22 protein-coding genes are annotated in these 23,801 nt (G+C 60.9%); 12 read left to right on the top strand and 10 right to left on the bottom strand.

Features of this window, described 5'->3' with window-relative positions:
- Positions 1-139 precede the first annotated feature (139 nt).
- A complete protein-coding gene (locus tag AC097P_RS13565; RefSeq protein ID WP_479610943.1) occupies positions 140-673 on the top strand; it encodes a hypothetical protein in 534 nt (177 codons plus the stop codon).
- Here the strand turns inward: AC097P_RS13565 and AC097P_RS13560 are convergent.
- From AC097P_RS13560 to AC097P_RS13550, 3 genes are all read right to left on the bottom strand, one after another.
- The gene (locus tag AC097P_RS13560; protein WP_479610942.1) at positions 670-1,257 is read right to left on the bottom strand and encodes a YqiA/YcfP family alpha/beta fold hydrolase; all 588 of its coding nucleotides are present in this window, start codon (positions 1,255-1,257) and stop codon (positions 670-672) included. The two genes, AC097P_RS13565 and AC097P_RS13560, sit on opposite strands and share 4 nt — an antisense overlap.
- Positions 1,254-2,567, bottom strand: coding sequence for an MFS transporter (locus tag AC097P_RS13555; protein WP_479610941.1), 1,314 nt, complete (start codon positions 2,565-2,567; stop codon positions 1,254-1,256). Before AC097P_RS13555 ends, AC097P_RS13560 begins: the two co-directional genes overlap by 4 nt.
- 61 nt (positions 2,568-2,628) lie before the next feature.
- Positions 2,629-3,339, bottom strand: a complete 711-nt coding sequence (locus tag AC097P_RS13550) for an NUDIX hydrolase (RefSeq protein ID WP_479610940.1) — start codon at positions 3,337-3,339, stop codon at positions 2,629-2,631.
- A gap of 177 nt (positions 3,340-3,516) precedes the next feature.
- On the opposite strand from AC097P_RS13550, the gene AC097P_RS13545 reads away from it, so the two are divergent.
- Entirely contained in the window at positions 3,517-4,371 is an 855-nt protein-coding gene (locus tag AC097P_RS13545; protein WP_479610939.1) for a cysteine hydrolase family protein, read from the top strand.
- Positions 4,372-4,455: 84 nt separating this feature from the next.
- On the opposite strand, the gene AC097P_RS13540 is transcribed toward AC097P_RS13545, so the two are convergent.
- Both AC097P_RS13540 and AC097P_RS13535 read right to left on the bottom strand, forming a co-directional pair.
- Complete coding sequence (locus tag AC097P_RS13540) at positions 4,456-5,286, bottom strand: sterol desaturase family protein (RefSeq protein ID WP_479610938.1); 831 nt, start codon at positions 5,284-5,286, stop codon at positions 4,456-4,458.
- Positions 5,287-5,321: 35 nt separating this feature from the next.
- Complete coding sequence (locus AC097P_RS13535) at positions 5,322-5,513, bottom strand: hypothetical protein (RefSeq protein ID WP_479610937.1); 192 nt, start codon at positions 5,511-5,513, stop codon at positions 5,322-5,324.
- Between the two features lie 211 nt (positions 5,514-5,724).
- On the opposite strand from AC097P_RS13535, the gene AC097P_RS13530 reads away from it, so the two are divergent.
- The 3 genes from AC097P_RS13530 to AC097P_RS13520 all read left to right on the top strand — a co-directional run bounded on the left by AC097P_RS13530 (position 5,725) and on the right by AC097P_RS13520 (position 9,435).
- The gene (locus tag AC097P_RS13530) at positions 5,725-7,404 is read left to right on the top strand and encodes a DUF2330 domain-containing protein (protein ID WP_479610936.1); all 1,680 of its coding nucleotides are present in this window, start codon (positions 5,725-5,727) and stop codon (positions 7,402-7,404) included.
- Between the two features lie 11 nt (positions 7,405-7,415).
- The gene (locus AC097P_RS13525) at positions 7,416-8,321 is read left to right on the top strand and encodes an RnfABCDGE type electron transport complex subunit D (protein ID WP_479610935.1); all 906 of its coding nucleotides are present in this window, start codon (positions 7,416-7,418) and stop codon (positions 8,319-8,321) included.
- Positions 8,322-8,643: 322 nt separating this feature from the next.
- Positions 8,644-9,435, top strand: a complete 792-nt coding sequence (locus AC097P_RS13520) for an alpha/beta fold hydrolase (protein ID WP_479611075.1) — start codon at positions 8,644-8,646, stop codon at positions 9,433-9,435.
- Positions 9,436-9,513: 78 nt separating this feature from the next.
- Here AC097P_RS13520 and AC097P_RS13515 read toward each other — a convergent pair whose 3' ends face one another.
- From AC097P_RS13515 to AC097P_RS13505, 3 genes are all read right to left on the bottom strand, one after another.
- Complete coding sequence (locus tag AC097P_RS13515) at positions 9,514-10,380, bottom strand: DUF4198 domain-containing protein (RefSeq protein ID WP_479610934.1); 867 nt, start codon at positions 10,378-10,380, stop codon at positions 9,514-9,516.
- A 76-nt stretch (positions 10,381-10,456) separates the two neighbouring features.
- Positions 10,457-10,729 (bottom strand): hypothetical protein, encoded by a 273-nt coding sequence (locus AC097P_RS13510; protein ID WP_479610933.1) that lies wholly within the window; start codon positions 10,727-10,729, stop codon positions 10,457-10,459.
- Between the two features lie 26 nt (positions 10,730-10,755).
- On the bottom strand, positions 10,756-12,387 hold the full coding sequence (locus AC097P_RS13505; protein ID WP_479610932.1) for a DUF4331 domain-containing protein: 1,632 nt from the start codon (positions 12,385-12,387) through the stop codon (positions 10,756-10,758).
- 481 nt (positions 12,388-12,868) lie between these two features.
- On the opposite strand from AC097P_RS13505, the gene AC097P_RS13500 reads away from it, so the two are divergent.
- The 4 genes from AC097P_RS13500 (at position 12,869) to AC097P_RS13485 (ending at position 17,754) form a co-directional block, all read left to right on the top strand.
- Positions 12,869-14,077, top strand: a complete 1,209-nt coding sequence (locus tag AC097P_RS13500; protein WP_479611074.1) for an ABC transporter substrate-binding protein — start codon at positions 12,869-12,871, stop codon at positions 14,075-14,077.
- Positions 14,078-14,193: 116 nt separating this feature from the next.
- A complete protein-coding gene (locus tag AC097P_RS13495; protein WP_479610931.1) occupies positions 14,194-15,069 on the top strand; it encodes a branched-chain amino acid ABC transporter permease in 876 nt (291 codons plus the stop codon).
- A 4-nt stretch (positions 15,070-15,073) separates the two neighbouring features.
- Positions 15,074-17,011, top strand: a complete 1,938-nt coding sequence (locus AC097P_RS13490) for a branched-chain amino acid ABC transporter ATP-binding protein/permease (protein ID WP_479610930.1) — start codon at positions 15,074-15,076, stop codon at positions 17,009-17,011.
- A gap of 20 nt (positions 17,012-17,031) precedes the next feature.
- Positions 17,032-17,754 carry an ABC transporter ATP-binding protein gene (locus AC097P_RS13485; RefSeq protein ID WP_479610929.1) on the top strand — a complete coding sequence of 241 codons (723 nt, stop codon included), beginning with the start codon at positions 17,032-17,034 and terminating at the stop codon, positions 17,752-17,754.
- A gap of 1 nt (position 17,755) precedes the next feature.
- Here the strand turns inward: AC097P_RS13485 and AC097P_RS13480 are convergent, their stop codons facing one another.
- Together AC097P_RS13480 and AC097P_RS13475 are read right to left on the bottom strand one after the other, a co-directional pair.
- Entirely contained in the window at positions 17,756-19,513 is a 1,758-nt protein-coding gene (locus AC097P_RS13480) for a pre-peptidase C-terminal domain-containing protein (protein ID WP_479610928.1), read from the bottom strand.
- A gap of 178 nt (positions 19,514-19,691) precedes the next feature.
- Positions 19,692-20,576 carry a formylglycine-generating enzyme family protein gene (locus tag AC097P_RS13475; protein WP_479610927.1) on the bottom strand — a complete coding sequence of 295 codons (885 nt, stop codon included), beginning with the start codon at positions 20,574-20,576 and terminating at the stop codon, positions 19,692-19,694.
- A 144-nt stretch (positions 20,577-20,720) separates the two neighbouring features.
- Between AC097P_RS13475 and AC097P_RS13470 the strand changes: the two genes are divergently transcribed.
- Genes AC097P_RS13470 through cuyA form a run of 3 tightly spaced genes read left to right on the top strand, consistent with a single transcriptional unit; the run spans position 20,721 to position 23,800 of the window.
- On the top strand, positions 20,721-21,704 hold the full coding sequence (locus tag AC097P_RS13470) for an OmpA family protein (protein ID WP_479610926.1): 984 nt from the start codon (positions 20,721-20,723) through the stop codon (positions 21,702-21,704).
- A 49-nt stretch (positions 21,705-21,753) separates the two neighbouring features.
- Complete coding sequence (locus tag AC097P_RS13465) at positions 21,754-22,758, top strand: 2-dehydropantoate 2-reductase (RefSeq protein ID WP_479610925.1); 1,005 nt, start codon at positions 21,754-21,756, stop codon at positions 22,756-22,758.
- A 31-nt stretch (positions 22,759-22,789) separates the two neighbouring features.
- A complete protein-coding gene (gene cuyA / locus AC097P_RS13460; protein ID WP_479610924.1) occupies positions 22,790-23,800 on the top strand; it encodes a D-cysteate sulfo-lyase in 1,011 nt (336 codons plus the stop codon).
- Position 23,801 lies beyond the last annotated feature (1 nt).

Raw genomic sequence — 23,801 nt, 5'->3', positions numbered from 1 at the left:
CCGGGGGGAAGTAACCAATGGTAAAAGCCGTCAACGGAGTATCTTGATTCACGTTGAACGGCAAGGCTTGGGCAGAAGCTCGGCTAGCTGAAGGCGGTCGGAGCCGTTACGACTGTCGTTTGGAAACTGCGAGAACACCATGTTGAAAATCAAGCGCTGGATGGCCGTTGCAGGACTGGCTGTGGCGATGGCGGGTGCCGCGCATGCGCATCATGACGACGACGAAGACGACACGTTCGATGCCGCGTTCGCTCCTGGCGTATTTGGGCAGATCTTCCTGGGAAACAATCCGCCTCCGCCGGTGTGGAATGTCCAGCCCGTGATCGTCGGTCAGCCTGTCTACGGCGCTACCCCCATCTATTTGTATGTGGCCCCAGAAGAGTACCGCGATTGGGGCCGCTACTGCATCCGATACCAGGCCTGCGGCCGCCCCGTGCATTTTGTCCGTGTGGACCAAAGCGATCGCTGGTGGGAGAACCGCGCAAGAGACCCACGTGGGCTTGGCCGCTATGACTTTGAAGAAGCTCGCCGCATTCAGCAGCGTCGCGACCGGTATGAATGGCACGAGCGCAACGAACGCCGAGACCGCGATGAAAGGCGTGAACAGCGCGAACGCGCTTCCCGCGAGTTCAACCAAGATCCGCGCTTCGAAGCTGCCCGCGGCCAACGCTAAATCAGAAAATTCAGCACTGCTTCGAGGTGCTGGTCGTAGTCGCTGAGCGCGTGGTCACCACCCGGCAGCAGCTTGATGGCGGCCCCCACGTAGTGGCCTGTCATTTCACGCCAGTCCAGCACTTCATCGCCTTTGGCGATGACTGCAAAGTAGCGATCGGGTTTGGTGATGCGCGCAACCTCTAGCGCCAGCAGCTCGTCGACATGTAGCTGTTCAAAATTGAAATGCAGCTTCGGGTCATGCCACACGGTCTGGTCACCCAGGTGCTTGGCCAGATCACGTGCCGGCCGGACCGCTGGATTCAGCAGCGCGGCCTTGCAGCCCCAGCGTTCAGCCAGCCAGGTTGCATAAAACCCGCCCAGGGATGAGCCAATGACCGCCGTGGTGTCTAGTGGCCAAGCTGCAATTGCTTGCAACAACCCTTCCATGGCTTGCTTGGGCGACACCGGCAGGGCAGGGCATAGCCATGTCACATTGGGGAAACGTTCGGCCACAGCAGCGGCCGTCATGCGCGCCTTGGTCGACGCGGGCGATGAGCGAAAGCCGTGCAGGTAGAGCAGGTGGGTGGTGGGCGTCGCCTTCATGCTGAAAGAAGCATTGGTTTCGGCAAGGTACGGATTTGCCGAATGCTGGCACGATTCCACGCCCAGCCAGCCAGCAACAGTGCGCCTACGCCACCAATGCCCATCGCGAAGCGCAGCCCCAGATGCTCTCCCACATAGCCCCCTGCGATCGCTCCCGGCCCCGCAGGTATCAGGATCAGCCAGCGCATAGTGCTCGTCATTCGGCCCAACAAGGGTTCGGGGGTAACGGCCTGGCGCAACGCAAGGAAATTGATAAACAGGAGTACTGCACCCATACCAAAACACATCAGCATCAAAATAAACGACGCTACAGCCCAGACGCCGGTTGGCACCAGTGCCAGTTGCAGCCAGCCCACGCCACAAACCAGGAAACCGAGCACCAAGCAAGGGCCTGGGCCAATGCGGCGCGAAATGCGGCTGCCGAAAATGCTGGCCAGGACGGTACCGACCCCCAAGCCCACGTAGCACAAGCCCACTTGGTTTTCATTTAAACCCAGTTCGCGGGTGGCGTACAGAATCTGCACCACCATCGCACACTGGTGAAAGAATTGCCAAGCACCCACAGATACCGCAAGGGACACCAACAACGGTTGGCCAGCGACAAACCGCAGACCCTCTTTCAGGTCGCGCCCAAAATGGGTTGCCTCGTTGCTTACGCGGTTCTCGGTCACCTTTAAACCGCGCAGAATGAATACGCTGAAGGCCAGCAACAGGGCGTCCGCCAGTAGTGCGAACGGTGCTCCCACCAGCTTGATCAGCGCCCCAGCCACACCTGGGCCTGCGACTTCCGCACCCGAGGAAGCCAAGGCGTTCTTTGCATGGGCCTCGACCAGCCGCTCGCGTGGCACCACCTGGGTCAATACGATCTGCGCTGCCGTGCCAGCCGTCACGAAAACACAGCCAATGGCAAAGGCCACGAGGTACAAGAACTGCATGTTCAGCAAGTCGAAATACCAGGCCAGCGGCACACTTGCCAGCACCACAGCTATCAATCCCTCGCCAATCACGTAGACGGGCAGCTTGCGTACCCGGTCCAGCCAAACACCAGCGGGCAACGACAGCAGTACAAAGGGGAGCAACTCCATCGCCGTGAGGATTCCCATCTGTGATGGCGTTGCCTGGAGCAACACTGCCGCAGTCATGGGCAGTGCCAGCATGGTGATCTGGCCACCAAAGGAGCTGATCAGAATAGACAGCCAAAGACGCCGGTACGTGGCGTCACGCAGCAGGTCGTTGACAGGGAGCGCTAGCCACTTTAGACGCCATTGCGTCCATAGCGAACGCCCGGCGCTTGTGGCATTGGGCGACATAAATAAGGGGTGGTTGTGACGTCCCGAAAAATACTTCGGGTGTCTGCGTTGATTCTAATCTTCAGTTGACCGCCGGCGTGCCCAGTGGCCGGTCCAGGATCTTTAACCGGTTGGCTACATCCGCCTTCACCTTGAACAACTGCGCCGGCCGGTGCGCACCGCCCACGCGCTGGCCTTTGCATTCTTCCAAGACGTCCATCTCAGTCAGTTTGCGACGGAAGGCGCTCTTGTCTAGCGCCACGCCCATCACGTGTTCGTAGGTTTCGTGCACCTGGGCAAAGGTGAATTGCTCGGGTAGCAGGTAGCAGGGCAGCGTGGAGTAAGAGCTTTTGTCGCGCAGGCGTTTGAGTGCCATGTCAAAGATGCGGTTGTGGTCGAACGATAAACGGGGCACCGCATTCACGTCCACCATGTCAAAGCCAAAGCCCGGTGCGGCCGCCTGTGCGCTGGCCAACACGGTCTGGTCTACCAAAGCAAAGTAGCCCAGGCTGACCGACCAGCCACGCGGGTCGCGCGCGCCATCGGCAAAGCTGTAGAGCTGCTCCAGATAGGGTGGCACTATGCCCGTCTTGCTGCGCAATACACGCAGCGCGGCGGCTAGGCTATCGGCGTCTTCCTGCTTGTGCACATAGCCACCGGGTAGCGCCCACTGGCCCGCAAAGGGTTCTTGAGGGCGGCGGCTCAGCACCACGTGGAGCTTCTTGTCCCGCAGCGCGAACAGCACGACGTCCACGGTAACGATGATGGTCCAGTCGGGATCGGGGGTTGGCATGGTTTTTTCATTTTAGCCATTAACAGCACAGCGAGGCCCTCGCTTGTGGTCGGCACCGAGGAGGGTTCAAAAGGATGTTCTAGTAAATCAATTCCTCAGTCTTCAGAAATACTTAATTTCAAAATACAAATAACTATCTTACACTCAGGGTGTCACCATACCGAAAGGGGCGTCACCATGAAGGTATCCACCAAAGTTCACCTGTTCGTCATCGATCCACAAAACGACTTTTGTGACATTCCGGTGGGCGAGCAACCCGCCGATCCGCTGTCAGACAGTCGCAAGCTGGCGCCTGCGTTACCGGTCATTGGCGCGGACCAGGATATGAAGCGCCTGGCCGGCTTCATAGACCGCGTAGGCAACGAGCTGTCTGGCATTCACGTCACGCTGGATTCGCACAACCCCATTGACATTGCCCACCCCACGTGGTGGACCAATGGCGAAGGCCAGGCGCCTGCGCCGTTTACTGTCGTTACGTCCAAAGACATCGCGGCAGGTCTTTGGCGCTCACGCAATCCGTTGTTGCAAGAGCGCAGCCGCCAGTACGTCGAGCAGTTGGAATCGGCCCAACGTTATGCACTGGTCGTGTGGCCTGAGCACTGCCTGATTGGCCACTGGGGTCACAACGTGCACGCCGCGGTGGCGCAGTCGCTAGACGCATGGGCGCGCAAAAAGCTGGACGTGGTGGACTATGTGACCAAGGGTACCAACCCCTTCACCGAGCACTACTCCGCTGTGCAGGCCGAGGTGCCCGATCCATCCGACCCCGGCACGCTGCTCAACAGCCGGCTGATTCGCACCCTGTCCGAAGCAGACGTGGTCATCGTCGCAGGCGAGGCACTGTCGCACTGCGTGGCCAACACGGTGCGCGACATTGCCAACAACTTTGGAGAAGAGAACATCCCAAAGCTGGTGTTGCTGACCGACTGCTGCAACAGCGTGGGTGGCTTTGAGCAACTGGGCACTGATTTCGTGGCTGAGATGTGCGCACGTGGCATGAAGACCGCGCGGTCGACGGACTTCGCGCTCTGAATCGGCACCTAGAGAGTCATCCGGCGCCGGACTCTTGTATGCAGAATCCGCCTCTAGCCCCCGTGTAACGCGCGTAAGCAGCTATCAATTCAATAGCGCACCGGGCGCGGGCAACGGGGGCTGGGTTGACGCCCCCGCCGTCACTTTCTCAAACCGCGCGTGGTAGTCCCCCCGCTCCGTCCCCATCCACCGGTCCCACCAGGTAAACCAAAGCCCATAGTTGCCCTGCGCCGTCTCGTGGTGCAGATGGTGGTGGGTCGTCGTCGTGAAGCGCCCACCCAACCAATGCCGGGCAAAGCCGCGCGGCATGGTCTCTATCGACAAGTGTCCGTGGGCATTGCGCACGATCTGGTGGAGGGTAAAGACCAGCAGCACTAGCCCGTGCAAGGGCACCACCAGCAGCGCCAGCGGCGTCACCAGGCTGTTGATGAAAGCTTCCACGGGATGGAAGGCGTAGGCCGCCCACGGCGACGGGTTGCGCGAGCGGTGGTGCACGCCGTGCACGCGGCGAAACAGCCAGCGGCTGTGCAGCAGGCGGTGCGTCCAGTAGAAGTAGAAGTCGTGCCACAGCAGCATGGCTGGCAGGCTGAGCGCCAGCCACCAGTAGCCGTACTGGCCGGGCTTGAAGTAGACGACCATGTCGCCGCGCAGGATGCACGCAAATACGACCAGGCCTTGGGCCGAGAAGATCAGCAGTGTCGACAACGAATACGTGATTTCGCGCCGCATGTCCGTGCCCGTGGGCCAGCCGGCAATCACGCGGTGCGCCAGGCGCTGGTGCAGCCACTTGTGCACCACCAGCCAGAGCAGCAAGGCTGCGACCACATAGTAAAGTCCTTCACGGACGAAGTTGGCGGCGAACGCCCTGCCAAGCCAGCGCCATGCGTTGGGGTCTGTCCAGATATCCATCAACATGCCGGCATTATGCGCATCTGCGACGGCTTGAATACTCAGATGCGGTGGCCGACGATGGTGACGGTTTCAAGTACCGCGACGTGGCGGGACTGGTTGGCCTGGGCCAGTGTGGCTTCTGTGGCAACGCTGTCGAACGTCATCAGCATGCTGCCGTTGATGACGACGGCCATCATGACGGCGAAGGTAAAGCTGGCCAGACGTGCCGTGCGATTCGAGGATGTGAACATTTTCTATCTCCAGATTCAGGCCACTGCGGCCCGTTGAAGAGAATGTATTTCTGCCCAACGTGGATTGCATGCGTTATGCGACGAACTGCGGCTGGACGCGATGCCTAGGGTAAATACTGAGATGGACGGCGACGAAAAGTTGAATGGGTTTAACCCCGTCATGGGTTTCTGTTCGTTTAAGCTGAATCCGCAACTCTCTGAAAGACGCCGCATGCAAGCCCATCCAATCACTCGCACGGTCCGCACCGCCCCTCGCATCAAGGTCGCGCTTTGCGGTCTAGCCCTCGCGGCGTGTCTGCCGCTGCCCGCCCAGGCCTTCTGCGGCTTCTATGCGGGCAAGGCCGATGCCAATCTCTTCAATGAGGCCAGCCAGGTCGTGGTGGTGCGCGACGGCAAGCGCACGGTCCTGTCGATGCTCAACGACTACAAGGGCCCCTTGAGCGAATTCGCGCTGGTGGTGCCGACACCCACCACGCTGCAAAAAGGGCAGGTCCGGGTGGCCGACAAGCTCACGTTCGAGCGGCTGGATGCCTACAGCAGTCCACGCTTGGCGGAATACCATGACAGCGATCCGTGCCAGGTGCGCTTCAGTTGGGGTAGCGACGCATATCCCCGACCGCCCATGCCGGTAGCCATGGCGGCACCCGTTGCAATGTCACGCAACGCGGACGCCATGAAACGCGACAATGCGCTGGGCGTGACGGTAGAGGCACAGTACACGCTGGAGGAATACGACATCGTCAGCCTCTCGGCCACGCAGTCCGATGGGCTGGAGACCTGGTTGGGTGAAAACGGCTACAAGATCCCCAAGGGTGCCAGCGCTGCCTTGAAGCCCTATATCACCCAGGGCATGAAGTTCTTTGTGGCCAAGGTCAACCTCAAGGAACAGCTCAAGACCGGCTACACCACGCTGCGCCCGCTGCAGTTTGCGTTTGAGAGCGACAAGTTCATGCTGCCCATGCGCCTGGGCATGCTCAACGCCGCGCCCGACAAGCCGCAGGATTTAATCATCTACCTGCTGACCAAGGACGGCCGTGTGGAGAGCAGCAACTACCGCACGGTCAAGCTGCAAGCCAATGTCAACTTGCCGTTCTTCATCAAGCCCAAGTTCCAGGATTTCTATAAGGCGCTGTTTGACAGCCAGGCCCGCAAGGAAGACCACCGCGTGGTGTTTACCGAATACTTCTGGGACATGGGCTGGTGCGACCCTTGTGCCGCCAACCCCTTGACCAAGGACGAGCTGCGCGGTGCGGGTGTGTTCTGGACAGACGGCAATCCACAAGACAACTTCAAGGCCATGACTATGCCACCCGGCCCCGCCATCAAGAGCCTGCTGCCCCCCAGCGTGGGTGGCGGTGCCCAACCCGTGGTGCTGACCCGCCTGCACGTACGCTACACGCCCAACACCTTTCCCGAAGACCTGATGTTCACACAGACCAAGGACCGCCAGAACTGGCAGACCCGCTACGTGGTGCAAAACCCGTATGACAGCAACGTCGCGCAGTGCAGTGCCAAGGTCGGCCAGATGGACTGCGAGGCCATGTGCAAGCCGCGCGTGGCGCAGGTCTTGTCCGCGCCCACGTTTGAAGGCCAGAGCGCGTTGTACCGCGACAAAGACCCGCTGGCCCTGCAGCGCGATTGCGTCAGCAGCTGCGTGGCCTCCAAGCGGGCGGGCATAGACAGCGCGGCGCGCTACTACCAGATCGACCTGCCCAAGCGCCTGGACACCGAGAAGCTGACCGTGGCCCAGCTGACCGGTTGGAAGCTGAGCACCATAGACGCCATGCCCGGTGCGGACCGCTTCGCCGGCATCGCGATCAGCGGGCCACAGAGCGCGGCACCGGCAGGGTCCTGGTGGGCGGCATTGTTTGGCAGCAACAAAACGCAATAGGGGAGCTTGCTATGAATACAGTAGTGGCACACGCATATCCCGCGAGGGCTAGCGGCCAGTTCTTCATATGGCTTCGTCGGGGTTGGCCCCAGTTGGATGCACGCTGGTTCCAGATTCTGTTTCTGGCCAGCTTCCTGGCCCTGGGTGCGCTGGCGCGCGCCTTTGCGCTGACGCCGGTGCAGGTGCTGTTGACCTTTGGCAGCGCCTTGTTGACACAGGCCGCATGGCAGTGGGGCTTGGACCTGCCCGGCAAACGCAACTGGGGTGGCTACCTGAGTGCGCTGATTTCCAGCTTTGGCATTTGCATCCTGGTGCGGGCCGAAAACGCCTGGGTACACCCGGTGCTGGCCTGCGCCGCGATGAGCAGCAAATATCTGATACGCGGTGGCCCTGCAGCCTGCCGTAGCCATTTGCTGAACCCCGCCAACTTCGCTGCGTTTGCGGCCTGGGCCTGGCTGCCCGGTGCATGGCTGAGCCCTGGGCAGTGGGGGTCGGAGAGCCTGGCCGCGTTGTGGTTCATGGCGCTGGGTGGGCTGGTGACGCAGCGCATCAGCCGCTGGGATGTGTCACTGACATTCCTGGCCAGCTGGGCACTGTTGTTGGGTGCGCGCCTGTGGGTGCTGGGCTACGCGTGGGACCCCGGCGCGGCCATGTGGGTGCAGCAGGCCAGCAATGGTGCCGTGTTGTTGTTCGCCTTCTTCATGATCTCGGACCCCATGACCACGCCGCAGCGCAAGTGGGTGCGCATCGCCTACGCAGTGCTGGTGGCGGTGGGCGCGTTTGTGTGGCAGTTCATGCTGTTCAAGCCCCACGGTCTGATCGTGGTGTTGTTCCTGGCGAGCTGGACGGTACCGCTGTGGAATTGGGTCTGGCCCCAGCAGCGGTTTGCATGGGCAGAGGGGCGCGCCCGCGTCTGAACGCGGCAGTTGGGGTTGCGGCCGGGTACGATGGCGCACCCCAACCTCTACAGGCTCTGCCCCATCCCATGGCGTCTCGAATCTCTTTTGTCGCCCTGTTGGCGTTGTGCGCGGTCTTTGCATCGCCAGACGCACAGGCGCAGATCGCACCGTCCACGGCACCCCAGCAGTTTGCCCAGATGGGCGACCTGCAGCTGGAAAACAAATTTGTCATCCGCAACTGCGCCATCGGTTACCGCACGCTGGGCACGCTGAATGCCAACCGTTCCAACGCAGTGGTGTTCCTGACCTGGCACACGGGCAAGAGGAAGATGCCTTGTCTATGTTTGGCGCCAAGGGCCTGTTCGACCCCGCACCGTACTACGTGGTCATCATCGACGCCATTGGCAACGGCGTGTCGTGTTCGCCGTCCAACAGCCGGGCGCAGCACGGCACCAAGTTTCCGACGTTTACAGTGCGCGACATGGTGGCATCACAATACCGCCTGCTGACCGAGAAGCTGGGCCTGCAGCATGTGCATGCGGTCATGGGCTATTCGATGGGCGGCATGCAAACCTTCCAGTGGATGGTGAGCCACCCGGACTTCATGGATGTGGCCATTCCCATCGCCGGCACGCCGCGCCAGTCCAGCTACGACATGCTGTTCTGGCGCAGCCTGGAACTTACGTTGCTGAATGAACCCAGCTATGCCAAGGGCCGCTACAAGAAGCAGCCCTCCATGGCCGCGCTGCAGACCGTGTTCATGATGAACGTCACCACACCCGAGCACCGGGTGGCCAACACCAAGCCGCAAGACTTTGAAAAATTTTTCCAGCAGGCCGCAGCGCTGGACCCCGAAGCGGGTGACGCCAACGACTGGCGCTGGCAAACCCGCGCGATGCTGGCGCAAGACGTGGGGGATCTGACCCAGGCAGCGGCTAGGGTCAAGTCACGCGTGCACATCATCAGCCCGCGCCAGGACCACATCGTCAACCCGCTGGCCGCGCTGGAGTTTGCGCAGCTGCTGAAGGCAGACGCCACGGTGCTGGAGGGCAACTGCGGCCACTGGGCGGTGAACTGCGAGATGTCTAGGGTGCGGCCGGAGGTTGAAGCGGCACTGCAAGCGGGGCGTTGACGCAACCACTGCCTTTCGGGCTGGGCTTATGCCAAATCAGGCTGCAGCCCTCGTGCAGCGTGCATAAGCCGCTATCAATTAAGGAGCAGTCTGGCGCTGTGTCACCGGCAGGTAGAAGGTCAGGTTGCCCCAGAAGCTGTCCCAGTCCACGCCCTCTTCCTCGCCGTCCACGGCGGCAATCATGTGCACCACGCTGACCATCCAGTCGCCGCCATATGGCAGGTTGAATGTCACTTCGCCCTGGGCAGACGTGACGGCACGGATCATTACCAGTTGCCCCTGGTGCTTATGCCAAGCCTTGACCAGTGCGCCGGCCAGCGGCTGGTTGTCAAAGACGATGCGCACCGGCAGTGGGTCACCCGGTGCCAAGGCTAGCGGGTTCTGCAGCGGCGTGATCTCCAGCCGCTGGCTGGCGTGCACGGCATAAGTCGGATCGAGCGCCCGCACGGTTCGCTGCGTGGGCCCCACTTCGATCAATGTCTTGATGTGGCGGCGGTAGCGTTCGCGCGCCGGCTGGCTAGCCGTGCCGGCCAGTTCTCGTTGTGTTTTCACGAAATCCAATCCTTCGTCGTGTAAATAGGCGTGGAACTTGCCTGCGTCCAGCGTGATGTGCTGGGGCGCGCTGTCATAGGTCAGCAGGTGGGTGCCTGGGGTATCCAGAGCAAGTTGCACTTCGGCTTCGCGCTCCTGCGCGGGCAAGAAAGGCTGCAGGTCTTCGACCGGGTTATTGGCCGAGAAATGGCGCAGCCGCTGCGTGGTAGGGATCGAGAAGCCTGCGGCTTCGCCGGTAAAAAACTCCCCTACCTCCAAGCGCAGCGTCACGGCATCGCCCAAGGTCTGCGGTGAGGCAATGGGCTTGAACCAGAACTCGTGCGCCTGGAGTGCGGGCGCCAGGCTTAGCAAGCCAGCCAGAAGGGCGTGGCGAAAGGTGGTGAGGGTGTACATGTGCTGGGGGTAAAAAAACAAAGACCACCGCACGGCGGTGGTCTTGTCATTTTCGCCCGATGGCGCTTAAGTCGTTTTAGATGTCCGACGGTTCGGCTGTGTCATCTGTAAAGAGCTTGGCATTGCCGACGATCTGTGGATCGCTGGTCTCACTGGTTGCGGCAATCTGGGCCTTTGCATAGTCGATGACCCCCTTGACGCTCTGTTCGACCGCCACGGGCAGGTCGGTGCCCATTACGACTGCGGGAGGTGCGGGCTCGCTGCTCCCGCCGCCGCCTCCACAGGCGGCCAAGAGGGCTATGGTGCCCAGTGCCACCAGCAGCAATTGCTTTCTAGAACTTGTTTGCATGTTGCAGTCCTCAGGTTGATGGTTGGTTACTGGGTGGTGCCGCCATTGGGGGTGTTGAGGTACGGGAAGCGTGTCAAGAATGGCACGGTTGCCTGGTCAACGCCATCGTGGATATTGGCAGATGTGGCACCCAGCGGCACGCTGGAGGGCTTGCAAGCCGATGTCAACGAAGGCACACCGGGCACGCCATTCAGACCCAGGCCGTTGTTGTCGCCATTGATCACGCACAGGCCACCCAGAACAGCGACCAATGCGATGTCGACCACGTCATCTTTAGGACGGCGTCCGTTGGGGAAGCCAGCCAAGTCTTTGGCGGCACCCAGGTTAGCAACGCCACCGACGCGCAACACCTCTCCAGCTACGCCCAGACGGTTCTGATCGGCAAACTGCACGGGTGCAATGGCCGTGTTCAACCGCAGCACTTCTGATGGGGTCGCGTTGGTCGGTTTGTTGACGCCAGCGATACCGGTCAAGAACACGGTTGCAAGATCCGTACGTGGCAGGTTGGTGGGGGCCAGTGCCTTTGTATCTCCAGTCAAGACAAGACCCAGCAATGCTGGCAGCGTCGGGTTGGTGACGTAGGTCAGGAACTGTGTGTCGTCTTGTGGCTTGGAGCCGTTGAACTTGTCCTTGTCGGGCAAGCCGATGACCAGCTCGTTAACCAAGGGGTTGCCCAGGCGCGAGACCTGAACCCAAGCGCCGCCAGCCTTTTCACTGGTCTGGTGTCCGGATGCGGGCTTGCTGTTGAGCAAGCGGGTTTGCCGCATGCTGGCTGTAGTCCAGCCGCCGATGACCGGGTCTGCACCAGCGGTCAGGCAGTCCTTGTGCACTTCCAGGGCGATGGATGTGATGTTTTGCTTCTGGATGTAGTGCTGACCACCCATGCCCGCGGCGTCTTTGTTAGCGGGGTCGAGCAAGAATGCGGCAGGCGCGTTGACCAAGTCGAACACGGTGCCCAGGTTCACGGCAAAGCCTTCCTGGCGTTGTCCTACAAACACGTAGCCGGTGTCTTTGCCAGCAGGGCAGCCGGGCACCTTGATGGCATGCACATGCTTCTGTGCGTAGGCTTCGTACGCGGCAGGGCTACCCAGCGTCTTGACGCCGATGTAGTCCACGGGCTTCTCGAAGGTGTTGGATCCATCAGCAGCCTTGATTACTGCCTGTGACGTACCCTTGCGGCGGTCGCCGCGGACCATGGCCACGGTGTAGGTCTCGTTAACATTCAGGTTGGGATCCGTAACCTTGCTGACGGTGCCGGCCTGGATCAGCGGGATGGCAACACTGGATCCGCCAATGGTCAGCGGCACACTATTGAGTTTGTTGTTGAAACGGAATTGAAACGTGATGTCTTCCTTGGCATCGCCGTTGTTGTCCAGGTGGATTTCATACAGTGCATTGGGGTCCATTGCAAAGTAATTGGGGCCTCCGTACGGCCCTTGCAGCGGCTGGTAGTTAGCGATCATCGTGACGTAGTCGCTACGTCCTCCGGTACCCGTAGCGCTAACGCCTTCATAGCTGCGGAACATATAAAAGTCTGTGCCATCAACCTTGGGGCTGGTGGTGATAAACGGGGCTTCACGGTGGCTGGACGCCATGGCCGCGCCGGCCGAGATCAACAGTACACAAGCTTTTGCGACGGTTCCAAATTTGAATTGCATGTTTGACTCCTTGGGTGACAAAAAACGGGACGTTTTCGGGTGCAGCAGCCCAGTCGGACGAACGGCACTCCCTGTTAGTACGGGAGGGGCATGCAACTGGATTCAACATTTTTAAAAAATACTGAACACCGGTGGTCGGCCGCATCTGTACGGGGCGATCCTGGGTTGGCCAAAAGGGTAGGTCTGTACGCTTGCAAACAAATAGCAACCGTGGTCCAGGCTGTTGCCGCTGGGGTTAACCCTAGTATGTTGCTCGCGGTATTGGCGCACATTCGGGGCTGTGGGCAGTGAAACCCATGCACATGAAGAATATTTACGGCAGGGCTGAAATTTATTCAGCCACCTTGCCAGCGGTCTGTCAGCCTTCAGAAGGAGGAAGTTGATAAATTGGCGCGGAGGAGTAAACGCGCAGACGTGGTTTTTTACATCAACAGGAGACAACATGCATATTCGTTTCACGAAACTGGCTTCCCAAGTGGCAATGACATCAGCGCTGCTGTACATGTCTGGCGCAGCCCTGGCGGCCGACGCGATCAAAATTGGAGTTGCCGGTCCTTTCACCGGCGGCTCGTCCTCCATGGGAGTGAGCATGCGTGACGGCGTTCGCTTGGCCGTCGATGAAATCAACAAGGCCGGTGGGGTGCTGGGCCGTCAACTCCAAGTGGTCGAACGCGACGACGAGGCCAAGAACGAACGCGGTGTGCAAATCGCACAAGAACTGATCAACAAGGAAAAAGTCACCGCTACGGTGGGCTACATCAACACCGGCGTGGCACTCGCGTCGCAGCGCTTCTTCCAGGAGGCCAAGATCCCGGTCATGAACAACGTTGCCACCGGCTCTGCCATCACGCACCAGTTTGACGACCAGCCCGAGAATTACATTTTCCGCAATTCCGCGCACGACAGCATCCAGGCGCCGATGATTGTGGAAGAGGCTATCACCCGCCGCGGGTTCAAGAAGGTGGCCATCCTGGCGGACTCCACGAACTACGGCCAACTGGGCCGCGCCGATCTGGAGAAAGCGTTGGAGCTCAAGGGCATCAAGCCCGTGGCAGTGGAAAAGTTCAATATCAAAGATGTGGATATGACGGCGCAGCTGCTCAAGGCCAAGGAGGCGGGCGCAGAAGCCGTGCTGACCTACGGCATAGGCCCTGAGCTGGCGCAAATCGCAAATGGCATGACCAAGCTGGGTTGGAAGGTGCCCATGGTCGGTAGCTGGACGTTGTCCATGGCGAACTACATCGACAACGCCGGCCCCGGTGGCGAAGGTGCGCGCATGCCGCAAACCTTTGTGCAAGAGCCCACCACGCCCAAACGCCAGTCCTTCATCATCAGCTACCTGAAGACTTTCAACCCCAAGAACGCACGCATCGACTCGCCCGTGTCGGCCGCGCAAGGCTATGACTCCATCTACCTGCTGGCTGCCGCCATCAAGCAGGCTGGCTCCACCGAAGGCCCCAAGATCAAGGCCGCACTGGAAGACCTGAAGGCGCCGGTGGAAGGTGTCGTCACCACCTACAACAAGCCCTTTACTGCCAAGGACCACGAAGCCATCACGGCCAATATTCCTGTGTTCGGCGAAGTCAAGGGCCAGCGCGTGGTCTACGCCTATGCCGATGATTTCAAGAAGGCCTCTGAAGTTCGCGTCAAGGACGTGAACGCCAAAGGCGCCTTGGCGGTGAAGAAGTAAGTCGTTCAGCTTCGTCGCATGCCATGAAAGCACCGCGCCGGTCTTGTTGACTGTCGCGGTGTCTTTTTGTGGCCCGCGGTTCGTGTGGTCGGTTGATATTTTGGTGAGTGCAATCTATGGAAATCCTGCTTCAACTGGTGTACAGCGGTATCGCACTGGGCATGATCTATGCGGTCATCGCCTTTGGTTACCAGCTAACCTTCCAGACTTCGGATACGCTTAACTTCGGCCAGGGCGACGCGCTGATGCTGGGCGCCATGGTGGGCCTGACGCTGGTCAATGCGGGCGTCAACTTCTGGCTCATGCTGCCCATCGTCATTGTTTTTGGCATGCTGCAAGGCGGCATCGTGGAGTGGATAGGCGTGCGCCCGGCCATCAAGATCAAGAGCGAATTTGGCTGGATCATGTCCACCATCGCTTTAGGCATCATCTTCAAGAATGTGGCCGAAAACATCTGGGGCCGCGACGACCTGAAGTTCCCGTCTCCGCTGCCCGAGGCGCCGATGAAGGTGCTGGGCGCCAATGTGCTGCCCATGGAAATACTGGTAGTGGTGGGCGCCGTGCTGATGATGCTGGCGGTGGAATTTTTCAACCGCAAAACCATTTACGGCAAGGCCGTGGTCGCCACGTTCAACGACCGCGACGCGGCCAAGCTGATGGGCATCAACACCGGGCTGGTGATCACCTTCTCGTACGCGCTGTCTTCTGCCACCGCAGGCTTTGCCGGCGCGCTGATTGCACCGCTGACGCTGACCGGTGCCACCATGGGCGCGGTGCTGGGCCTCAAGGCCTTTGCCGTTGCCATCATTGGCGGGCTGACCAGCGGGCTAGGCATCATCGTGGGCGGCATCATTTTGGGCGTGGCTGAAACCACGACCGGCTTCTATATCTCCACCGGCTACAAGGATGTGCCGGGCCTGGTGCTGTTACTGCTGGTGCTGGCGTTCAAGCCCTCCGGCCTGTTTGGCAAAACTGCGATCAAGAAAGTCTGACTCCATGAACCGCAAATCGTTTATCACGGCGGTGGCAGGCTTGACGCTGCTCGCCTGCGCGCCGTTTTTCACCAGCAACTCGTACTACATCCACATGATCGGCACGATCATGATCTACGCCATTTTGCTGTTTGGCCTGGACATCGTCGTGGGTTACACCGGCCAGGTGTCGCTGGGCCATGCCGGCTTGTTTGGTGTGGGCTCGTACACGGCGGGCGTGCTGTTCATGAAGCTGGGTGCGCCGCTGTGGCTCATCATCCCCACCAGCATTGCGGTGACGGCCGGGTTTGGTGCGCTGCTGGCCCTACCGGCCTTGCGCGTGTCAGGCCCGTACTTGGCCATGGTGACATTAGCCTTTGGCACCATCATCCAGATCCTGATCAACGAGATGGACTTTCTGACCGAAGGCCCCCTGGGCATCAAGATCCCAAAGCCTTCCATCGGAGGCATGCAATTCACAGAAAACGGGTTTTATTGGCTGGTTTTCGCGCTGATGGTGTTGTCATTGGTCGTCGCAGACCGCATTCTGCGCTCACAACTCGGGCGCGCATTCGAGGCGCTGCGCGGTAGCCCGGTGGCATCGGATTGCATGGGCGTATCGGTCTACCGCTACAAGGTGTATGCCTTCGTCATCAGCGCTGGGTATGCAGGTCTTGCTGGTTGTCTATACGCGTATTCAGAGCAATACATTTCGCCCAACACCTACAACTTTGAGTTGACAGTGATGTTCCTGCTGGCCGTCATCATGGGCGGGCGAAAGACCCGCACCGGCGCCTTGCTGGGTGCGGCCATCATCGTAATCTTGCCCAAGCTTTTGGATGACCTGGAACTGTTCCGCATCGTTGCGTCCACACTGGCCGTGCTGATGCTGGTAGGCGGCGCCATCGCCATCGCCAGAAAGATGACCACACCCAAGGCCATGGCTGTGCCCGTGGTGGGCACGATTGCATTGGCAGGGTTCTCGTTTTGGTTGCAGTCCATCACCGACTGGCGGCTCAGCATCTTCGGCTTGATGATTCTGTTCGTCGTGTATTACCTGCAGGACGGCATTGTTGGCTTTGTACGCAGCCTGTTCCTGCGCAAGGGACGCAACGCGGCTGACAGTGCAGTGCGCGCGGCCGATCCGTCCAAGGACTCCATCATGGTCGCCGCCAACACCGGCCATGTGGCGGCTGGCAGCGACCTGCTGGTGGCCAAGGGTGTGCTGATGCAGTTTGGCGGCTTGAAGGCCATCAACCTGGTGGACCTGAATATCAAGCGCGGGACCATCCACGGTCTGATCGGTCCCAACGGCTCGGGCAAGAGCACGATGATGAATGTGTTGACCGGCATCTACGTGCCTACGGCGGGCAGTGTGGACTTTGCAGGGCGTTCGGTGGTGGGGCGCACCTCGTCCGACATCGCGTTATCCGGCATAGCGCGCACCTTCCAGAACGTGCAGCTGTTTGGCGAGATGACGGCGCTGCAAAACATCCAGGTGGGTCTGCACCATAGCTTTGCCAGCAATATCGTCGACGTGTCCCTGCACAGCCCGCGCTACAAGCGCGAGGAAAGCGCATCGGTACAGCGCGGCCTGGGGCTCATCGATTTTGTCGGCCTGACCGGCCTGGCCCACGAAGAGGCGCGCAACCTGCCGTATGGCAAACAGCGCCTGCTGGAAATTGCCCGCGCGCTGGCGCTGGACCCTCAGTTGCTGCTGCTCGATGAACCGGCCGCCGGCCTGACCGCGCCCGACATCAAGGAGCTTGTCACCATCATCCGCAAAATCCGCGACCACGGCATCACCGTGATCCTGATCGAGCACCACATGGACGTGGTGATGGCGATCTGCGATGCGGTCTCCGTGCTGGACTTTGGCCAGAAGATTGCCGAGGGCAAACCGGCCGAAGTGCAGGCAAATGAAAAAGTCATCGAGGCTTACCTCGGCGGCACGGCGGCTTAACTGCGCGGGACACCCATACCATGTTGCAAATCAAGAATCTCGAAGCCGGCTATGGCAAGGTGCAGGTGCTGCACGGCATTTCCATGGACATCCCCAAGGGGAAAGTCGTCACGCTGATCGGATCCAACGGCGCGGGCAAGACCACGACGATGCGTGCCGTGTCCGGCATGATCAAGCCTACGGCGGGCGAGATCAGCCTGCACGGCAAGCGCATCGACGGACTGGAGTCGTACGCCATCGCCAAGCAGGGCCTGGCGCATTCGCCCGAAGGCCGGCGCGTATTCGCCACGATGACGGTGACCGACAACCTGATACTGGGCGCCTTCCCGCGCCTGACCGGCAGCCGCCCCAAGGGCGATGTGGCGGGTGATTTGGAGCGGGCGATGGAGTTGTTCCCCCGCCTCAAGGAGCGGCGCAACCAGCTGGCCGGCACGCTGTCGGGTGGCGAGCAGCAGATGCTGGCCATGGCCCGCGCCGTGATGCTGAATCCCGAGATCGTGCTGCTGGACGAGCCGTCCATGGGCTTGGCACCCATTCTGGTGGAAGAGGTCTTCCGTATCATCAGCGACCTCAAATCCCGCGGCGTAACCATGCTGCTGGTGGAGCAGTTTGCCGCAGCCGCCCTGAAGGTGGCCGACTACGGCTATGTGCTGGAGAACGGCCGCATCTCGGTGCATGGCGAAGCCAGCAAGCTGCGCGATGACCCCGCGGTGAAGGCCGCCTACCTGGGCGGCGGCCACTAGATCAGTTGACGTCCACCAGCGCTTTGACGATGGTGTAGGGCCCGGCATAACTGCCGGTCCCGTTCTTGAAGCCCTGCGTCACCGCATCGCGCCGGAAAGTCAGCACAAAACTCAGCGGGTTGTAGCTGTCCGACGGCGCGGTGCCGGTGCTGGATGTGGGCGTCTGGTCGATCATGTGTTTGAACGTGGCATTGCTGCTGCCCACGCCGGTGGCATCCACTGCAAAGATGTCACTGGAATTCAGCGCGCTGCTGAACTGGTAGGCCCCGGTAGCGGACCCAATCAGCTTGGTCTTGGTGGTCGTGATCGTGCGGTCGCTGAACTTGAAAGTGTCTCCGGCGGTCAGGTAAGACAGGCGCACGCTGTTGGCGTTGAAGCGCGAGCCGCTGCCAAAGTTGCTCGCCGTGGCCTCGGCCACAAACACACCACCGGTGCCGTAGACCGTGGCTACATCACCATTCAGGTACAGCGCCGTGTTCTGGTCTATGCCATAGGCCACGTTGGGGCCGATATTTTTCAGCGCTGCCAGCAGGCGGCCTAGCCGGCCAGAGCGGCTGGCGCGGTTATCAAAGTGCGTGTCCACATTCGCATTCGGCACAAAGCCAAAGCCCTTGATCTTGGTGCCAAAGTCGATGTTGCTGGGGTGGCTCAGGCAACTGGGTGCCGGCGTGCCATCGGATGCGGGTGCTACGTACGGGCAGTTGGCCGGCGTGATGGCGCGCAGCGTATTCTGGTTCAGGTAGCCAATGCTGATGCCTTCGCCATACGAGGTGCTGGGCGCAATCGCCGTGCCGGCCGAATCCCCGGCGTAGATGAAGTTGCCCGCCGCATAGCGGGCGCGGATCGCGGCCATCAGGGGCCGGTCCGATCCATCGTCGTTGAGGAAGGTGCGCGCCAGGCGCGACTGGTCGCCGCCAATCACATAGACCAGGTCCGCCTGGTTGATGATGGCGATGTTGGCCTGCCCGGTGGTACTGGTGTTGCCCGAGTTGCTGGCATAGGTGTCGTGGTGGCTCAGTATGTGTTTGGGCGCAAAGCCGTGGCGCTGGAACAGGTTGTAGTATGACCACGCGCCACTGGCCGTGTCGTTGGTGAATTTGTCCACGCCATCGGCCTGGTTGACTGCAGCAGCGGTGATGATGGCCACGCGCGGGCAGGGCGTGGTGTTCCAGTTGGTATCGCAATTGGTCACGCTGTTGATGTTGGGCGTGTTGGTGTTCTTGCCGGTCGCCTGGCGCAGGCCTGCGACAAAGATGCCTGCGTTTTCCTGCAGGACCAGGCCGCCGTTGAGCCACACCTTGCCTGTGACCACGCTGGTGACGGGTGGATCTGCAGGCGGCGTGCCGGGCAGTGTGACTTTGAGTGTGTAGCTGCCGGAGCCCTGGTAGCTCTTGACGCGAACGAAGTAGGTCCCGGCCGTGGTCACCGTATAGGAGCCGGTCTCGGGGTTATTGGACGTGGACTTGTACGTCAATGGTGCGCCGGTCACACCGTAGAAGTACCAGTCAAAATCCACGCCACTGCCGTGCGACAGGCTGATATCGATCTGCCCCGGTGTGTTCACCACCACCTTGTACCAGTCCAGGTCGGAGCTGCTGGACATGGAGCCATTGATGGTGACCCCACTGCATAGACCCGTGCTTGCGGTGGCATCGGTATTGTTGGGCTCTATTTCGGTTGTCAGGCATGCCGTGGCGCTACCGCACCAGAAGCTGCTGAGCAACGACACGGCGAGCACATGTTTCCAAATCGCTCTCATTTTTGAATCCTTCAATTGGCGTGGCTGAATCTGGGTGGGGGGATCCACACCACGCCAATGTATTGATATTTACATAAATAGTAAATATGAAAAAATAAGTACAAACCCTCGCAATGTGTTTCCGCGCCAGGGCGACGCCTGCGTTGCGGTGCAGCAGATACCGTCCGGGGCAGAGGCGCTACAGCGCCCGCGCTACCCGGATACCCACCCGGTCCGTGGCATGCAGAGGGCTGTTGTAGTAGCGGCTGGCGCTGCGCAGGCGCGCAAGGCCGTCGTACCACGAGCCGCCGCGCGCCACGCGCTTATTGCAACTGCCGCCTTGCCAGGGCTTGTCGTCCTGAGGCGCCTTACCGTGGCGGGGGTCGGAGGGTTCGATGACGCCCCAGTGTTCGTAACAGTCCTGCACCCACTCCCACACATTGCCGTGCATGTCATGCAGGCCCCACGCATTGGCGCGCAGGCGGCCGACCGGGTGCAGTGCATTGCCGCTGTTGTCTCCAGACCAGGCGGACTGGCTGGCCTGCGCTGCGTCGCCAAAGCTCCAGGCGGTTGTCGTGCCGGCGCGGGCGGCGTACTCCCATTGCGTTTCGCTCGGCAGGTAGTAGTTTTTGCCAGTGGTGCGGCTGAGCCATTGCACATAGCTTTGGGCATGCTGCCAGCTGACGCCGACGATAGGATGCTGCGCCGCCTCGACCGATGCGCCCAGTTGCGTGAACAGCCGGCGGTCTGACTGCCACAGCGGCGCGGCGCATGCGCTGGCCTGTACGCAGGCCATGTACTGGGCGACCGTGGTCTCATAGCGGCCTATTGCAAATGCGGCGATGCGCACACCCTTGCGAAGGCCTTCGTCGCTATCACGGTCTGCCTCTTGCGGCGGCGAGCCCATGGCGAAACTGCCCGCCGGTAGCACCACCAGTTCCGGGCAGTCGGCGCAGTCGTGCAGCAGCTTGGGGCTGGGCTGCGCACTGATGGCAATACAGGGCAGGAGCAAGCAAAGGCCAGACACAGCGGCACGGCGCAGCGTGGCGAAAAGGGAGGGGCAAAATTGAGCGTGTGTCGTCATGCCCCATTCTTGCATCCCCGGCAGTAACTGAATGTAATTTCGGGCTGTAGCCCTCGTGCAGCGCGCGTGAGCCGCTACTATAACCATAGCGACTGGTAACACGTCGCCGGAGTCCTTTCCGCCTGCAACCCCCATTTTTCGTCTATGCAAAACATCTCTCTTTACTTCTCCCGATGGATATGCGCGCTGGCGCTGTGCGTTGCGCTGCCTGCCATAGCCGCTACCGCTTACGTCGATGCGCCCGGCGCCACCGACCATCCGCTGGTGGGCCGCTTCAACGGTGCCGTGCTCTACAAGGCCGGCGTCATCAGCTACGAACGGGTTGACGTCAAGTTGTCCGACAAACGTACCGAGTCGGCCGAAGGCAAAGTCTTCAACTACTACTACCTCGGCCCCAAGGGGCATTCGGATCTGGAAGTCTTCAGAAACTACCAGCAATCGCTGGAGAAGCAGGGTTTCACATTTCTGCACGTCTGCGAAGACGGCACTGCGTGCATGAAACAAAATTTGTCGGCGAACGCCCAAAAGTGGACCGATGACTCCCGTGCGTTCGTGGGCGGCAGTTTCTACATGAACAATTTAAGTGGTCGGCCCTTCCGTTTCCTGATGGCGCGCCTGGCCCGGCCCGCGGGCGATGTGACGGTGGTGTTCACGGTACGCGGCGGCTATTGGTCCGACCGCGGCTTTGACACCGACTACTTTGTACAGGTGATTGAGTCCAAGCCCATGCAGGGCGACCAGGTGAGCCTGGTCAAGGCGGATACCTTGGGCAAGGGGCTGGCCGCCGAGGGCAGGGTTGCGCTGTACGGCATCTTCTTTGACACGGCCAAGGCCGACATCAAGCCGGAATCCACGCCGCAGCTCGAAGAGATGGCCAAGCTGCTCGCGCAGTCGCCCAAGCTGCAGGTCTTCATCGTCGGCCACACCGACAACCAAGGTGGTGTGGATGCCAACCTGGCACTGTCGCTGCGCCGTGCGCAGGCGGTGGCTGCTGCGCTGACCAAGGACTACAAGGTCGATGCCGCCCGCCTGTCACCCCGTGGCGTGGCCAATTTTTCACCGATGGCCAGCAATGATGCAGACGCCGGCCGTGCCAAGAACCGCCGCGTGGAGCTAGTGGCGCAGTAGACTGCAACAGGTTTCCCAATAGAACTGTTTTGTGGGCAGGAGCGGCGGTATGCATTTCATCGTTGTGGGCGCGGGCGCCATTGGCTGCTATGTAGGCGGGCGGTTGGCGGCCGGCGGGCAGCAGGTCAGCCTGGTCGGCCGGCCCGGCATTCTGGGCGAGATCGCGATGCATGGGCTGACGGTGTCGGACATGGATGGTTTCCAGGCCCACGTGCCAGCAGACCGGCTGCGGTTTGCGGTGTCGGTGGCCGATATTGACCGCAGCGGCGCACCGGTTGTGCTGCTGTGCGTGAAGGGCGGCGCTACGGCGCAGGCCGCAGCCGAAATAGCAGCCGTCTTTGGCGCCGGCACGCCGGTCATCTCGCTGCAAAACGGTGTCGACAATGTGCAGCGCATCCGCCAGGCCGCACCACAGCTGGACGTGGTGGCCGGCATGGTGCCGTACAACGTGGTGCTGAACAGCCCGGCCAAGGTGCACCGAGCAACCACCGGCCATTTGCAGATAGGCCCATCGGCCCGCAGTGCGGAGGTGGCAGCCTGCTGTGAAGCGGCGGGCCTGCCCATGGTGGTGGTGCCCGATATGCAAGCTGTGCAATGGGGCAAGCTGCTGCTCAATCTGAACAACCCGGTCAATGTCCTGTCGGACCTGCCACTGCGTGAAGAGCTGATGGACCGCGACTACCGTGTGGTGCTGGCGGCGCTGCAGACTGAGGCCCTGAGCGCGATGGATGCCGCGGGCATAGTGCCGGCCAAGGTGGCCAGTGCACCGCCGCGCCTGCTGCCCAAGGTCTTGCGCCTGCCGGATTTTTTATTCAAGCTGGTGGCCGCCCGCATGCTGCGCATAGACCCCACGGCACGCTCTTCCATGTGGGACGATGTACAAAAGGGCCGCACCACCGAGATTGACGACTTGTGCGGTGCGGTGGTGCGGCTGGCCCGGCAGCACGGTACGCCAGCGCCAGTCAATGCACAGGTGCTGCAGTTGATCCCTTCGCACCGGGCTGGCATGCGTGTCACTGGTGGCGAGCTTCGCGGCTTGCTCAAGCTGTCTTGAAACTGTTTTTACTTCGACGGAACCTATTGCCATGAATCTCTCATCTTTTGCCCGCGTGCGACTCACCCAGGCGCCGACGCCATTCGAATTTCTGCCCAACATCACACGGCTGCTGGGTGGCCCCAACATCTACATCAAGCGGGATGACAACACCGGCCTGGCCACCGGCGGCAACAAAACCCGCAAGCTGGAATTCCTGATTGGCGATGCACTGGCACAGGGCGCGACACACATCGTGACCCAAGGCGCGACGCAGTCCAACCATGTGCGCCAGACCATTGCTGCGGCCAACAAACACGGCATGAAAACGACCGCTTTACTGGAAGAGCGTGTCAGCGGTGCGCACGCCGACTACTACAACAGCGGCAATGTCTTGCTGGACCAAATCTTTGGCGCCACGCTGGAGACCCGGCCGGCCGGGCTGGACATGAACAACGAACTGATTGCGGTTGGGGAGCGCCTGCGCGCTGCGGGTGAAAAGCCCTATCTGATTCCCGGCGGCGGCTCCAACCCCATAGGCGCGCTGGGCTATGTAGTGGCCGCACACGAGATCATCAGCCAAACCAACGAACTCGGCCTGCGCGTGGACTGTGTCGTGCATGCGACGGGCAGCACGGGCACACAGGCCGGCCTGGTGGTGGGGTTGCAGGGCGCCAACAGCCGCATCCCGGTGCTGGGCATCAGCGTCCGTGCGTCGCGCGAAAAGCAGGAAGAAAATGTTCGCAAACTGGCCCGCCAGACCTGGAGCCTGCTTGGTGCGCGGGGCGCCTTCCCCGACGATACCGTGGTGGCCAATGCCGACTACGTCGGCGGCGGATACGGCGTACCCACCGATGGCATGGTCGAGGCGGTGCAACTGCTGGCGCGCCACGAAGGCATCCTGCTAGACCCGGTCTACAGCGGAAAGGGCTTTGCCGGCCTGGTAGACCTGGTGCGCAAAGGCCACTTCACCAAGGGGCAAAACATCGTGTTCCTGCACACCGGGGGCGCGGTTGGCCTGTTTGGCTACCGGGACGTGTTGGCACCTCAAGCGGCGTTTTGAT

The sequence above is a fragment of the Rhodoferax sp. ZS1R8 genome, assembly GCF_056521325.1.
The sequence above is the reverse complement of the archived record's forward strand: the minus strand, read 5'-3'. Positions and strand labels throughout refer to the sequence as shown.